Raw genomic sequence first — 14072 nt, forward strand, 5'->3', positions numbered from 1 at the left:
CAAATATTTGTGCCTGTTGCTGGCCAATAAAAGTCCCTTCGGTACCTCTATCATTTAACCATTATCAGGCAATAAAACAAAGTATCGTTTGATGCATATATCTTCCCGACGACATAAACTCATTCCATTAGCTATTTAGATGTGTCTGCGCTATAACCTCTACCGCATCATATAAACCATTAACAGGGCAACAACCGATGGCAGGTAATCTGTTAACCCGGTACGCAGATAGCGCAAGGCAATGGTCATCTGATTTTCGACGGTTTTGATAGAGATATTTAGCCGAGAGGCTATTTCTTTGTTGGATAGATATTCTTTACGGCTTAGCGTAAAAATCTGGCGGCATTTTTCGGGCAACAGGGCCACATTGTTTTCAAGCAGCTGGCTGATGTCGCTCTGTAACAGTTTACTATCTGCCGTATATTTTTCAATCAGCTCTTCAACAACTTCCAAATCAAGCGTGGCTTTCTTGGTGCGGATATAATATATAACGCGATGACGGATGGCCACTTTCAGGTATGATTCGAGCGAGGTGATGTTGAGCTGGCTACGTTTTGTCCATAAATCAATAAACAATTCCTGCACCAGGTCTTCGCAAACATCGCGGTCGCGAAAAAGGTTGTAAGCAGCGTGGAATAGCTTAGCCGAATATCTTTTGTACAGCAATTCAAATGCCTCACGGTCATCCAGCCTTAGTAAATCTAACAATTTAGCATCGGGCCACATTTGATATTCCTCTCCTGGAAGCATAAAATGGACGGTAAAACGGTTTCTGAATTGGACAGACATAATTACAAGATTATTTTTAAATAAAAAATTCTTTTTTGTTTCAGGCAATTTCGCGGGCAGCCAAATGACATATCTGTCACTTTTAAATTACTTTTGGGTTGCACGCTATTTTATATCACTATGACTAAAAAACACTACCCTTTGTTCTTGTTGATGATGCTGATTTTCGGCATGATGCAGGTAAAAGCCCAAACCAGTTTAAATGATATCAAAGCCACCCTCCAATCGCCATATTTTGAAAAGCTGTACTCCAACACCTATTATAGCCTTTTGGACAGGATGAGGAAAGATGGCTTTTTACCCGAATCATTAACCGGCGCTTACGAGGGTATGTATTGCCGTACAACCGGCGCGATGGTATCATTGCTGATAGAAACCAGCCGCTTAAAGGAGGCCGAATTAAACATTAAATGTGTGCTTGATGCCACCACCCAAAACGATATGGAGCGCATACCACATGTTATAGGGATAAAGGATAATAAATATACAATCATCAGCGATGAGCACCAGATTGACGGACAGGCGCACGTACTGCTGGCCTGGGCAAGGCTGGCACTTAAACGGGGCCACACAAATTTTGAAGATAAAACCTGGCCGCTGGTAAGTACGATTATGAAACGTACCTGCGACCGTACATTTTTTCAGCATGGCTGGTGGTCGGTTGAACCAGGCCTGATACGCAATATCTCGTTTGAACATTCAAGGGAAGGCCGACGCTGGGATGTTTGGGATTTACTTACCCAAAGTTTTGTTGGCGCAGCTTTGAATGATATGGCGACCGTAGCCGAACGCCGCAGCGAAACCAAGCTGGCTGCGGACTGGCGTAAAAAAATGGAGATACTGCAACAAGGCATCCGTAAAAACCTGACCACGGTACGTAACAGCGATACCACTTACCTTGAAATGCGGCTGCCCGATTCAAACGGGGGCATACCCTATTTAGGGATGGGTTGGGTAACCCTATCGCCAGTTGCCGCGCAATGGGAAGGTTTAAACCACCAGGTGATGCACAACACGGTAAAAGCTATGCAACAGGGAATGCTTAAAAAAACAAACGGCTTGGCCTGGATGCCCACCGATAGTTACCCGGACGGAACAGTATCTAACGAAATTATTGGCAAAGGACAAGCCTGGGAAATGGAATTTGCCCGTACAGAAAAAGATTACAACCGGATAAAAGCAATCCTGGACCTGATAAAAATTGTTAATGCCCCCAAACCAGTGTACATGGAAGGCGGCTGGCTTGACGGCAACGGCCATAAACAATCTGAAAAGATAAGTGATACCGACCTTGCAGCTATGAACAACGCGGTATGGAAAACCAAAGATGCCGGTAATGGCGAACAATGTGCCTGGTGGTGCTGGGCCATGGCACGCCTTAGGGTTGCCGCTGGCCTGCCTGCCGAACCTGCGAGAGTTAAATAAACCCGCTAATAAAAAAGCCCGACAACTTAACAAAGTTCCCGGGCTAAAAATAAACGTACAAATGAATCTTTAAACCATTTTGCCCATCAATGGGTCGCTAAAGCTATGTTTACCACTTTCCACCCGGCCGGCATATCTTTTTTCGAAAGCGTGCGACCCGGTTACTTTTATGCTGAAATCATACCAGCCATGGCTTTTGGAAAGGTCAAGAACTAACGTGCTTTGGCCTTTTTTATTTACTACAACTCTTTGATTATTGGTTTTATAACCATGATCGGTTACTTGCATATTATAGGTCTCATCGTGGCTTAAATTGGCCATTTTCAGCACGATGTTAGCTTGCTGATAATCGCAGGTTACATCCAGCAACGGATCGGCCGCGGTACCCTTGTATTCGCGATAAAAACCATTTGGTCCGTACACGCGCAGGTGGTATTCGCCATTTTCAAATTCATGTAAAGGCCAAACATCTGCAAGGCTATCACCAGCGGTTAGCGCGTATGCCCAGGTACGCAAAGGCTCCATTTTTTGCGGATCTCTGAAACTGGCGTATTTGCCAGGGGCATATACATTGAACGGCGAGCCCAAAGCTTTATCGCCAAATAACTGTTTGCTCGCATTAAATTTTATCCCGAATGATTTTTTATCGGCACTTAATTTCCCATCAGCATATAACTGGTATGGCAACGCTGATGATGGCTTAATACCTTTTTCCTGTTGCGGTATGTAAGGTGACGCATGCGGAGTTTTGTTAACCAGCGCTATCTCTTCAGCAGTCAGCAACTTATAATCATTTGGCAGTTTTTTAAATTGCGCTTTATGGATGCCTTCTAAAAACATCTCTCTGGCTACAAATTCGGGGTTAGGAATAGTTTCGCCATTGTACGGACGGAAGGTGGTTGAAAGATCGCCACAAACCGTACGGCGCCAGTTGCTTATATTAGGTTCAACAACCTTTTTGCCGGTTTTATGACTCAGGAATTTTTCTAAAAACCGCAGGGTTGATGTATGGTCAAAAACCTCCGAATTTACCCAACCTCCCCTACTCCAGGGCGATGCGATAACTAATGGCACACGGAAGCCAAGGCCAATAGGACTTTCGCGATCAAAAACTTCGGGGAAGTTGTTTCGTGCTTTTTCCTGCTCGTAGGTTACAAACTCAACGCTGGTATCAATCCCTTCCGATACCTTGCCTGTTCCTGCTTTATGCGGATGCGGGGCCGTAAAAGGTGGCACATGGTCAAAATAACCATCATTTTCATCGTATGCTAAAATAAAAATGGTCTTTTTCCAAACCTCGGGGTTTTGGGTTAATATATCCATTACTTCGGATACATACCAGGCACCATACCAGGCCGAGCTTGGATGATCAGAAAAATGCTCGGGCGCCGATAGCCAGGAAACCGTTGGCAAATGACCGTCTTTTACATCTTCCCTAAACTGATGCAGCACATCACCTTTGGGCACCAACAACTCACGCTCGGTGCCACCATCATTATATTTTAACGGACTTAAAGTGCGGTAATGCGGATCATTGGTATTGGTTACAAAACCTTTTTGGTGAAGGTTTTTTTCGCGTTGTGATAATGTGGCAAACTTACCCGGATCAAGGCTGGCCATGTCTTTTTTTACATTCTCCAGGTCGCGACGTTTTTGTTTAAGCTGTTTTTTTAAGTGATCGATATGCGCATCGCCCACTGGTAAAGCGGCAATTTGCTTTTCAATAGCATCTATTTCCCCGGGTAAATCTGTTGATTGTTTTTGCAGGTGGGCTATGTGCCTATCATACAATTTAATATTATACTGGCCAAAAAACTCCAGTGGATTATCCTGGAAGTTGGATAGCCAGGGGTCTTCCTCGCCAACCAAACCGGTATCTATGGCAATCTCGTTTTGGTAGTGTTTCCAGGAGATGTTATGGTCTTCCAAACGCTCGGGGAATGTGCCCCAGTTGAGCGTGCCGTAATCCATATCATCATTCCAAACGTGGGCTAAGGAATTTTCATGCTGCTCGGCGCGGATGGTGCCCGTAAAAAAGAAAAGCCTGTTGGGATTTGTACCCGTTAAGGCCGAACAAAAATTCTGGTCGCAAACGGTAAAGGCATCGGCAAGGGCGTAATAAAAAGGAATATCCTCGCGGCTGTGGAAACCCATTGTTAAAGGCATATCCGAGTATTCTTTAATACTGTTGCGTTTAACGTTCAGCCATTGATCAAACTTACCATCGTTGCGGGCATTTACCTGGTTGGCCCAGGAATGCGGCAACGAACTCATCCACGTGGCTTTGGTGTTTTTAATATCCAGGTGAAAAGGCGCATAAGTTTCGCCTGTATGGTTTGATTGCAGCCAAACTTTGTTTTTATTGGGCAGATCGATAGCCCTCGGATCGTTATAACCACGCACACCTTTCAGCATCCCGTAGGTATGATCGAACGAGCGGTTTTCCTGCATCAGGATCACGATGTGTTCTGCATCAAGGTAAGTGCTGCCGGGTGCAGGGTTAATGGCCATGGCCTTTTGAATAGATTCGGGCAAAAGGCTTGTTAAGCCGGCGGCCCCGGTTAGCAAAGCCGCTTTTTTAAGAAAATCCCGTCTTGAATCGAGCATAATTATTAGGTTGTATGTTATACGTTGTACGTGAAATGTTAAATATTGTATGGTATACCATCTATGGACTATAGACGATGGACCATAGATGATGCACTATCGTCCATGGACTATGGTCCATCAACTATGATCTACCTGGCGGCAATCACCTGCTCGCACAGGCCTAATGAAAGGGTCATCCCGTTACCGCCAAGGCCATTAATAATAGTTACACCCGGCTCCACGTCAACAATAAGTTCGGTTGCACCATTGGTCATCTTTGGTAGTATTCCGTGCCATGATTGCAGCAATTGCCAGTTTTTAAAATTAGCAAAAGTATGTAAGTAGCCTGTAATCATTTCATTAATAAACACTTTGTCAAATGGATCATGCACCAGGCCATATTCGTGCGAATCGCCGATGGTTAGTTCGCCATTGCCGTTTTGGGAAGCCATTACATGGATGCCCCATTTCAAATGTGTAGCGTATTGTTCCTGGTAACGTGCGCGCAAGGCCGGTAGCGAAGCAGCAACCTGGAAGCCGGGATAATGTATCATAGATAAGCCGCCACAAAGCGATGGCCCAATGCGCCAGCCATCAGGCTGGCTCACCAGCCGCATCATTTGCAGCTTGCATTTGGTAATATCTGTTTGCGCAAATAACTCCGGATAAAGCGTTTCAAAATCGGCACCACTGCAAACGTAAATTTCATCTGCCTCCCAGGTGCTTTTTCCCGAATATACTTTTGGATGCTCAATACGGCTGATAGCGGTATTCCAATGGAATTCGACGCCATATTTATCGGCCAGGTATGCTGCCACCTGCCCAACAGCTTCCCGAGATTCGATGATCATTTCTTCACCGCTCCATAAAGCGCCTTTTAAACCATCGGTATTAATTGCCGGTGATTTTACAAATGCCTCGCCTGGGCTTAGCAACGCGCAATCACGATGGGCCTGGTTGGCTTCTACATATTCCTTTATCACCTGTAGTTCATCATCATGGTAAGCCAGGTGCAGGGAGCCAACTTCATCATGCCATATTTTAGCCTCGGTACAAATGGTTTTCCAGATGCTGCGCGAAAGCATGGCCCGCTCATACAGGGGCCCTGTAGCCTGCCCAATTGGCCATATCATCCCAAAATTGCGGATGGATGCACCAACCGCACGTTCATTGCGTTCAAATACGGTTACCTTATACCCACGCAAAGCCAGCGCCCGCGAAGTAGCCAGGCCAACTATGCCCGCGCCTATTACTATAACAGAGCCCCCCTGCCCCCTGAAGGGGGAGTTTTTTGAAGTATTATTTTCACTCATTTTATTGTTGTCATTAAGTCATCACCCACTGTGTTGTTTTGACTTTTGAATTTTGAATTTTGACTTGATTTAGCGCTTTGTAAAAAATACAGCAGCGATAATACACCACATATGCCGCCTACAATCGCCACTATCATTACGCCTTCTTTAAAAAAAGTGCCCCAGCTGATGGTAGGGCGGCCAAGCTCTTTTATAAACAAAATACTTACACTACCCAGGTAACCCATCGAATCGGCTATGTACATGATAAACCCTACATTGCTGCGGTAATTAAAGGTAGCTATCATCCTATCGAAAAAGATGGCGTTATAGGGTACATAACCCATATAAAGGCCAAGGCCGGCCATGGTCATCCAGGTTACAGGGCCAATTATTTTAAGCGAGAAAAGTAAGGTGGCGCCACCTACCAATACGCATCCCCCTATGATAAACAGGTGAATAATACTAAACGCCCTTAAATTCTTTTTAACCAATATCAGCAAGCTAATACCTACCAGTACGATTACCGAGATTATAGAATCAATTCCTGTATAAATACTATTGCTTTTTATGCCAAGGTCGGCCCATATTTCCACCTCAAAATTATCGCGTACATCGCGCATAATGGTCAGCAATACATAAATGATAATGGTGAGGATAATACCGGGCAAAAAGCGCATCAAAAAAGCTTTACGTTCGGCAGCGTTCATAGGGCTGCGCTCGGCCCGCAGGCTGATATCCTCGGGCGTTGGAGCGGGCATTAACTCCATAAAAAAAACAAATAATAAAAGGGGTAAAACAAAAATGGCACCTGTTAAAAAAGGCATATGAAATTCGTTTACATGAAATGCGGTAAGCAGCGTGCGCCCCACCGTTTTTACAAAACCCGATGCAAATATGAGGCTGATAGATAATACAGCCGCCATAAACTCGGTAGACCGGCGCCCCTCCAGGTAACCGAAAACAAGTCCCCATATCAACCCTAAGGGAAAACCGTTAATAAAAAGGAAAACGATGTTCCATGGCGCAGGGACAAAAGCGAAACAAAGCAATGCCCCCCATGCTATGCCAATTAATGTTAATATATATCTACCCCTGTTTTTGGCATTTACCTCGGCAATAAACCTGATGCCGTAAAATTTACTGAAAGTGTAACCCACTACCTGCGCTATAACCAGCCAAACCTTATAATCAATATGCAGGTACTGCTGCCCGGTAAAAGTACCGGCGGCAAAAGCTTTGCGGAACGCGTACATAGATGTATACAAGCCAAAAGCCGAAACAGCCGCCATTACCGATAGCAGCGAATAAGGCCATTTGGCAACTTTGCCCCTTAACTGTTCTATCAGCCTCATACCCGTCATTGGTTAATCAATGTAAAATTTCAAATGTTTAGCAATACTAAACTTATTTCATTAATGACAAACTAAGTTTATGTTAAGGTTTAGTTAATATCAATTCTCAAATCTTCAAATTCTCAAATTTTCAAATCAACCCTATTTCTTTTCCTCAAAAAAATAAACAACCAGCATGCTTGCTGTGGTAGTACCCGGATTTTTAGGTGTATGCGGTAGGCGGCCATCAAACAGCATCGAATCACCCTGGTTTAGCAGCACCTTATAGTCATCAAAATAATACTCTACGTCGCCGCTTAAAATATATTTGTATTCAAAGGCTTCGGTGGTAACCATTGGCCGCGATGAACCGGGCATCAGATCAAGCACCACGATATCAACCGTTGACCGGTTGATGGATTGTGTAAATATCCTATGGTAATGAAAGCCCGATGCATGCTCCTTTTCAAAATGCTCATACTCGTCTTTACGTTTAATAAGCACAGGAAAATAATTACTTTTCGACCGGATATCTTTAAAAAATTCGTTCATATCTATCTCAAGCGCTTTAATAATATCTATTAATACAATAAGCGATGGTATGGTACGGCTATTTTCAATTTGCGATATCAGTCCCTTACTTACATTAGCGCGTATGGCCAGTTCCTGTACGGTTATATTTTTTTCGCGGCGGCGTTCTTTTATCCGGTTACTGATTTGTATCAGTATATCTTGTTCCATTTTGTTTAGTATTGGTAAACACTCGCAAAGTAAAAAAAAATGTCAAGCCCCCCAACCCCCTGAAGGGGGAGTTTTTGATTTGCATGGTGCTTTGCCCCCATTATTATAATAAACTCGGCTGTTCACTTTTTGGTATCTTATACATAAAACAGATAAAAAACGTATCATTCAAAATGTTCCCCCTTCAGGGGGTTAGGGGGCTTTTTTCACAAACATTTAATAATATAGTAACCTCAATCGGCTTAATTTGCACTAAAAACCTACCAACATGACTTATTCTGCTTATGACCCACAGGCTGTGGTGAACGAAATATTTTCACTATATGAAAAATATGGCGACGAAGATTATATAGGCGAACCTGTTTCACAATTGGAGCATATGTCGCAGGCTGCTGCCCTGGCTAAAGCCGAAGGCTTTGACGACGAAGTAGTATTGGCCGCTTTTTTTCATGACATTGGCCATTTATGTGCCGAGGCCGGGGAAGCCGAAAGCATGGATGGCATGGGCAATGTAGACCATGAACAAATTGGCGCCGATTTTTTACTGGAACGCGGTTTTTCCGAAAGGGTTGCCAACCTGGTACAGGGCCATGTAATTGCCAAAAGATACCTCACTTTTAAATACCCGGAATACTATAACCGCCTGTCGGACGCCAGTAAAGCTACCCTTAATTTCCAGGGCGGAGTAATGACTGCTGATGAAGCCGCCAACTTTGAACTAAACCCTGATTCTGAGCTAATTATAAGACTCAGGTACTGGGACGATATGGCTAAAGAAATGAATACGCCTGTTGATAATATCGACTATTTGAAAGGTATTGCACTTGCTCATTTACAACAGGTTAACCCTTAATGGCCATGTGTTAATTTTCCATAAAGAAGATGTGATATTTTCGTTACAAAAACTACCTGCTTAACACAGGGTAAACAAAAGCTTAAGTATAGCTTAATACTAAATTGGTTTACTAATAATAAACAAAGTTTAGCATTGCTGTATGAAAAAACTACATGTTTCACCCTTAAATTTTAGCAGATGAATAAGTTTTACCAGAGACTAAAAACCGTTATTACGGTTTTGTTATTTTGTATTGCGCCATCTATATTATTAGCTCAAAGCAAAATAAGCGGTACAGTTACCGACGAGAACCACTTACCAGTACCCGGTGTAAGTGTACGCATTAAAGAACAAAACAAAGGTACGGTTACCGATATTGAGGGCCGTTACATTATTTCGGCAAGTGCAGGTCAAACACTTACATTTTCGTTTATTGGCTACACCCCACAAAACATTGTGGTTGCCGATAAAAATGTAATTAATGTAAGCTTAAACGGCGACAACAAGGTATTAAATGAGGTAGTTGTTACAGCCCTTGGTATTAAAAAAGAAACCAGGCGCATTGGTTACGCTATACAAACTGTACAAGGCGACGCCTTAACAACTGCCCGCGATCCTAACCCGATCACAGGCTTAATAGGTAAAGTTGCCGGCGTATCTGTTGGCCCATCTGCCGAGTTATTAGGTAACCCTAACGTACTGATCAGGGGTAGCCAGGTATCATTATATGTTGTTGATGGTTTCCCTATCAATACAGATACTTATAACATTAGCCCTGATGATATTGAAACTTACACCGTATTAAAAGGCCCTGCCGCCGCTGCACTTTACGGTAGCCGCGCACAATATGGTGCCATTTTAATCACCACAAAAAAAGGTGCCAAAAACAAAAAAGGTTTAACTGTTGATATCAACAGCAGTACTGTATTAAACAGTGGTTTCCTTGCTTTCCCACGTACTCAAAATTCTTTCGGGCCGGGCGAAAACACCTTTTACGAATTTGTTGATGGTAAAGGTGGTGCACCAGGCGGTGTAGACGGCGACTACGATGTTTGGGGCCCTTATTTTAACGGCCAGTTAATTCCGCAATATGATAGCCCTATTGTTAACGGTGTGCGCCAGGGAACGCCCTGGACAGCACGAGGTAAAGACAACCTGAAAAACTTTTTGAAAGTAGGTTCGCAAACCAATAATAACGTTGCATTAGGCGTTGTTGGAGACACTTACACAACTCGTTTTTCGGTTTCACAGCAACACCAAACCAGCTACATTCCATCGCAATATCTGAATATCGCTAATGCCAATTTATACGCGTCATTTACGCCAACTCCTAAATTGACTTTTGAGGGTAACGTTGATTTCAACAGGCAATCAACAGATAACTTCCCAGACGTTCAATATGGTCCTAATAGTATCATTTATAACATCTCGATATGGACAGGTGCAGATTGGGATATCAACGCACCAGACATTAAAGCCATTTGGCAACCTGGTAAAGTTGGTGTTCAATCGCAATTTGAGGAGTATCAGCGTTACCATAACCCATATTTGTTAACTCAAAAATGGACCCGTGGCCATTACAAAAATGACACTTACGGTTACCTGGGTGGAACTTACAAATTCAATGATAATTTGAATTTAAGGTTACGTTCACAAATTGACACCTACAATATTTTACGCACAGAAGACCTGCCTTTTAGCGCCCACCCTTACGGACGTGAAGGCAACCAGGGTGACTATCGTGAAGATCGCCGTAATTTGTTTGATAACAACACCGAGTTAATTTTAAACTACAACTACACGGTTAAGAATTTTTTAAATTTATCTGGTTTAGTAGGTTCAAACCTGCGTACCATGAGCTACAATTCAAGCTGGGTATCTACAGATTACTTGAACGTACCTGAGGTTTATGCTTTCAGCAACTCAAAAAATCCAATCCAGGCTACCAGCTTTAACGCATCTGAAAGAGTATTGAGTTTTTATGCGTCGTTAGATATGTCGTTCGGTAAATATGCCACCCTATCCGGAACTTATCGTAGAGACAAATCAAGCGCTTTCCAAAACGCAACTACTTATAATTATCCAAGTGTATCGGCAGCAACTGTAATTTCTGATTATATTAAACTGCCCGAAGCCATTTCATTCCTGAAGGCACGCGGATCATACGCCAATGTAAGAGCCGATGTATCAAGCCCAACTATTGGCCCTGCTCCATTTAGCTCAATTACCGCTTTCGGTGGCAGTACCGGCCCATCATTGTTTAATAATCCGCTGGGGTATGGTTCTACTTATACTTCGCCATACAATGGGCCCGATTATTCGCTGAACCCATCTTATTCAACAAGCAAACCATACAACAATACAACGGCTGGTTATGCAACCAATTCGTTATATATCAATAACATCAAAACATCTACCCGCGTAAACTACGAGGAAGGTTTTGATATTAAATTTTTGCAAAACCGGTTGGGCCTAAGCGCTACTGCGTTCCAGTATATTGATGGTCCAAGAGTATTCGCAAGCCAAATTTCTACCGCCACAGGCTACACCACACTATACTTAAACGCTTTAAAAACTAAACGTTCAGGTTATGAAGGATCATTAGAAGGTACACCTATTAAAAATCTGGGTGGCTTTACATGGAATGTGTTGGTTAACGTATCGAACAACAAAGAAGTATACAAAGAATTGCCTCCGGGTCAAAACGGCACCTACTTAAATTACTACAGCGTAGGCGACCGCACCGACATATTACGCGGCAGCAAATTTTTAAGAACAAAAGAAGGCCAGATTATTAATGACGCAGCAGGCAAACCACTATCAGTTGGTGGCCAGGTATTAGGTCACGAAAATGCTAATTACAACTGGAGCATTGCCAACAAAATCCGTTACAAAAATTTCAGCATGGGCTTCCAGTTTGATGGAGCTGTTGGTGGTGTTATTATCGATTATATGCACAATAAAACCATGCGTGGTGGCGCTAATATCGAAACTGCAACAGGCGCCCTTGGCGATGCCCGTTACCAGGATTGGAAAAACTTTGGTGTAGCTGGTTACAACGGTACTTATGTTGGTCCGGGTGTAAACGTATCAAACGGTACAGCAATCAACCTTGATTCAAAAACAGGAGCTATCTTAAACTATTCTGCCTTGCAATTTTCACAAAACAAGCAAACAGCATTGGTGCAGGATTATGTAAGTAAATATTACAACGTAGACGAATCAAACCTGATGGATAAAACCTTCAGCAAACTGCGCGAAGTAACTTTTAGCTACGATTTCCCTAAAGCCTGGTTGCAAAAATCGTTTATCCAAAAGATCTCTGCATCGCTTTATGGCCGTAACCTGTTGTACTTCTATAAAGACAAACGCTTTAAGGATGTGGATCTTGACCAATACAACGGAGCTCAGGCTCAAACTGTATTGCAATCGCCAACAGTACGCAGCTACGGCTTCAACTTAAATTTATCATTCTAAAATAACAGATGAATATGAAAAAGATATTTAGAATTTATTTACTGCCGGTATTCATGATACTTACAGTAACCAGCTGTAAAAAGAGTTTCCAGGAGTTATCTGTTAACCCAAACGTACCAAATGCGGTTCCGGCTTCGCTTCTTTTTAATGGCATATTGAATACCATGGCAGATTTTCCTGATGGTTCAAATGAAATTTATGCCCAGTATTATATTTACAACTACGATTATTACGGTAACAACCGTTATGATTTTGGCAGCGGCGACAACTACTACACTACCTTAAAAAACGTGTTGGCCATGGAAAACCAGGCTGTTAAAGCAGGTGCGCCCGCAGTTAACCCATACAGCGCTCTGGGGAAATTTTTCAGGGCATATTTTTTCAGTAAGATGAGTATGGAAGAAGGCGATATCCCAATGACTCAAGCATTACAAGGTCTTTCTAACTTAACCCCGGCTTATGACTCGCAAAAAACCGTGATGACCCAATCATTAGCCTGGTTAGAAAGTGCGAACACCGATTTAGCTGCTTTGATAGGCAAAGGCGATAACACCCTTGCGGGCGATATCTACCTAAGCAATAGCTTAACAGCATGGCAAAAAGTGGTAAATACTTTTCGGATCAGGTTATTGATCCAATTAAGTAAAAAGAATGGTGATATTGATGTTGCTAATCAATTTGCCACTATCGTTAATAACCCAACTAAATATCCGGTTATGACAAGTGCCGCTGATAACCTGCAATACACTTTCTTGAGCCCAACAAACTATTACCCACAAACACCGGATAACTTTGGCCAAAATGGTTCAAGGCAAAACACATCGGCTACTTACATCGGTTTATTAACCGGCTTAAAAGACCCACGTGTTTTTGTAACTGCTGAACCTGCACGTTACAACGTTGATAACCTGCATCAAAGCCCTACAGCGTTTTCGTCGTTCATTGGTGCCGATCCGGGTTTGGATTTAGGTGTAATGTATAACAACGCAGGCTTACAGAAATACTCATTCCTGAACAGGAAACGTTATTACTCAACCTACACCGGCGAGCCGGCTATTCAAATAGGTTATGCCGAATTGATGTTTAACATTGCCGAAGGTATTAACCGTGGCTGGGCAACAGGTAACGCCGAAGATTATTATATCAAAGGCATCCAAACTTCTTTTGCTTATTATGGCATACCTACAGGTGCTGGTAGCTTTACCGCATACTTTTACCGCCCGGGTTCAACCAGTACAGCAAATTTAGCTAACTATGATACTTATCCCATCAATGTTGATTGGGCTACCTACTACGCACAATCAGGTGTTAAGTATACTGCTGATGCGGCTGGCCTTACCAAAATTTTAACACAAAAATACCTGGCATTGTTCCGTCACTCAGGATTGGAATCTTACTTTACCTACCGCCGTACCGGTGTACCTAACTTTACAACTGGTCCGGGTACGGGTAATAGCGGTCGTATAGCGTTGCGTTTCCAGTATCCAGGTTCCGAGCGTACTTCAAATGCTGTTAATTATAACAAAGCATTAGCCGATCAATATAGCGGCAATGACGACATTAACGGTAAAATGTACATTCTTAAATAAA

General features: G+C 42.9%; 9 protein-coding genes. 4 read left to right on the top strand and 5 right to left on the bottom strand.

From position 1 onward, the window contains the following. Positions 1–159: 159 nt before the first annotated feature. On the bottom strand, positions 160–789 hold the full coding sequence (locus ACFGVS_RS12090) for an RNA polymerase sigma-70 factor (protein ID WP_439698808.1): 630 nt from the start codon (positions 787–789) through the stop codon (positions 160–162). 120 nt (positions 790–909) lie between these two features. On the opposite strand from ACFGVS_RS12090, the gene ACFGVS_RS12095 reads away from it, so the two are divergent. Next, a complete protein-coding gene (locus ACFGVS_RS12095) occupies positions 910–2214 on the top strand; it encodes a hypothetical protein (protein WP_439698809.1) in 1305 nt (434 codons plus the stop codon). Between the two features lie 69 nt (positions 2215–2283). On the opposite strand, the gene ACFGVS_RS12100 is transcribed toward ACFGVS_RS12095, so the two are convergent. The 4 genes from ACFGVS_RS12100 to ACFGVS_RS12115 all read right to left on the bottom strand — a co-directional run bounded on the left by ACFGVS_RS12100 (position 2284) and on the right by ACFGVS_RS12115 (position 8170). After that, complete coding sequence (locus ACFGVS_RS12100; protein ID WP_439698810.1) at positions 2284–4821, bottom strand: phosphocholine-specific phospholipase C; 2538 nt, start codon at positions 4819–4821, stop codon at positions 2284–2286. Positions 4822–4952: 131 nt separating this feature from the next. After that, positions 4953–6116 carry a TIGR03364 family FAD-dependent oxidoreductase gene (locus tag ACFGVS_RS12105; RefSeq protein WP_439698811.1) on the bottom strand — a complete coding sequence of 388 codons (1164 nt, stop codon included), beginning with the start codon at positions 6114–6116 and terminating at the stop codon, positions 4953–4955. Then, positions 6113–7450 carry a DUF5690 family protein gene (locus tag ACFGVS_RS12110; protein ID WP_439698812.1) on the bottom strand — a complete coding sequence of 446 codons (1338 nt, stop codon included), beginning with the start codon at positions 7448–7450 and terminating at the stop codon, positions 6113–6115. Before ACFGVS_RS12110 ends, ACFGVS_RS12105 begins: the two co-directional genes overlap by 4 nt. A gap of 141 nt (positions 7451–7591) precedes the next feature. Then, entirely contained in the window at positions 7592–8170 is a 579-nt protein-coding gene (locus tag ACFGVS_RS12115; protein WP_439698813.1) for a helix-turn-helix domain-containing protein, read from the bottom strand. 268 nt (positions 8171–8438) lie between these two features. Here ACFGVS_RS12115 and ACFGVS_RS12120 point away from each other — a divergent pair, with 268 nt between their 5' ends. The 3 genes from ACFGVS_RS12120 (at position 8439) to ACFGVS_RS12130 (ending at position 14071) form a co-directional block, all read left to right on the top strand. Beyond that, on the top strand, positions 8439–9023 hold the full coding sequence (locus ACFGVS_RS12120) for a phosphonate degradation HD-domain oxygenase (protein WP_090651146.1): 585 nt from the start codon (positions 8439–8441) through the stop codon (positions 9021–9023). 180 nt (positions 9024–9203) lie between these two features. Beyond that, the gene (locus ACFGVS_RS12125; protein ID WP_439698814.1) at positions 9204–12482 is read left to right on the top strand and encodes a SusC/RagA family TonB-linked outer membrane protein; all 3279 of its coding nucleotides are present in this window, start codon (positions 9204–9206) and stop codon (positions 12480–12482) included. Positions 12483–12496: 14 nt separating this feature from the next. Then, positions 12497–14071, top strand: coding sequence for a SusD/RagB family nutrient-binding outer membrane lipoprotein (locus tag ACFGVS_RS12130; RefSeq protein ID WP_090651148.1), 1575 nt, complete (start codon positions 12497–12499; stop codon positions 14069–14071). Position 14072 lies beyond the last annotated feature (1 nt).

The organism is Mucilaginibacter sediminis (assembly GCF_051903035.1).
Lineage (GTDB): Bacteria > Bacteroidota > Bacteroidia > Sphingobacteriales > Sphingobacteriaceae > Mucilaginibacter.

Bases quoted from the DNA above. Each gene is read 5' to 3' on its own strand.
- ACFGVS_RS12090 (WP_439698808.1), bottom strand. From the start codon at position 789: ATGTCTGTCCAATTCAGAAACCGTTTTACCGTCCATTTTATGCTTCCA.
- ACFGVS_RS12095 (WP_439698809.1), top strand. From the start codon at position 910: ATGACTAAAAAACACTACCCTTTGTTCTTGTTGATGATGCTGATTTTC.
- ACFGVS_RS12100 (WP_439698810.1), bottom strand. From the start codon at position 4,821: ATGCTCGATTCAAGACGGGATTTTCTTAAAAAAGCGGCTTTGCTAACC.
- ACFGVS_RS12105 (WP_439698811.1), bottom strand. From the start codon at position 6,116: ATGAGTGAAAATAATACTTCAAAAAACTCCCCCTTCAGGGGGCAGGGG.
- ACFGVS_RS12110 (WP_439698812.1), bottom strand. From the start codon at position 7,450: ATGAGGCTGATAGAACAGTTAAGGGGCAAAGTTGCCAAATGGCCTTAT.
- ACFGVS_RS12115 (WP_439698813.1), bottom strand. From the start codon at position 8,170: ATGGAACAAGATATACTGATACAAATCAGTAACCGGATAAAAGAACGC.
- ACFGVS_RS12120 (WP_090651146.1), top strand. From the start codon at position 8,439: ATGACTTATTCTGCTTATGACCCACAGGCTGTGGTGAACGAAATATTT.
- ACFGVS_RS12125 (WP_439698814.1), top strand. From the start codon at position 9,204: ATGAATAAGTTTTACCAGAGACTAAAAACCGTTATTACGGTTTTGTTA.
- ACFGVS_RS12130 (WP_090651148.1), top strand. From the start codon at position 12,497: ATGAAAAAGATATTTAGAATTTATTTACTGCCGGTATTCATGATACTT.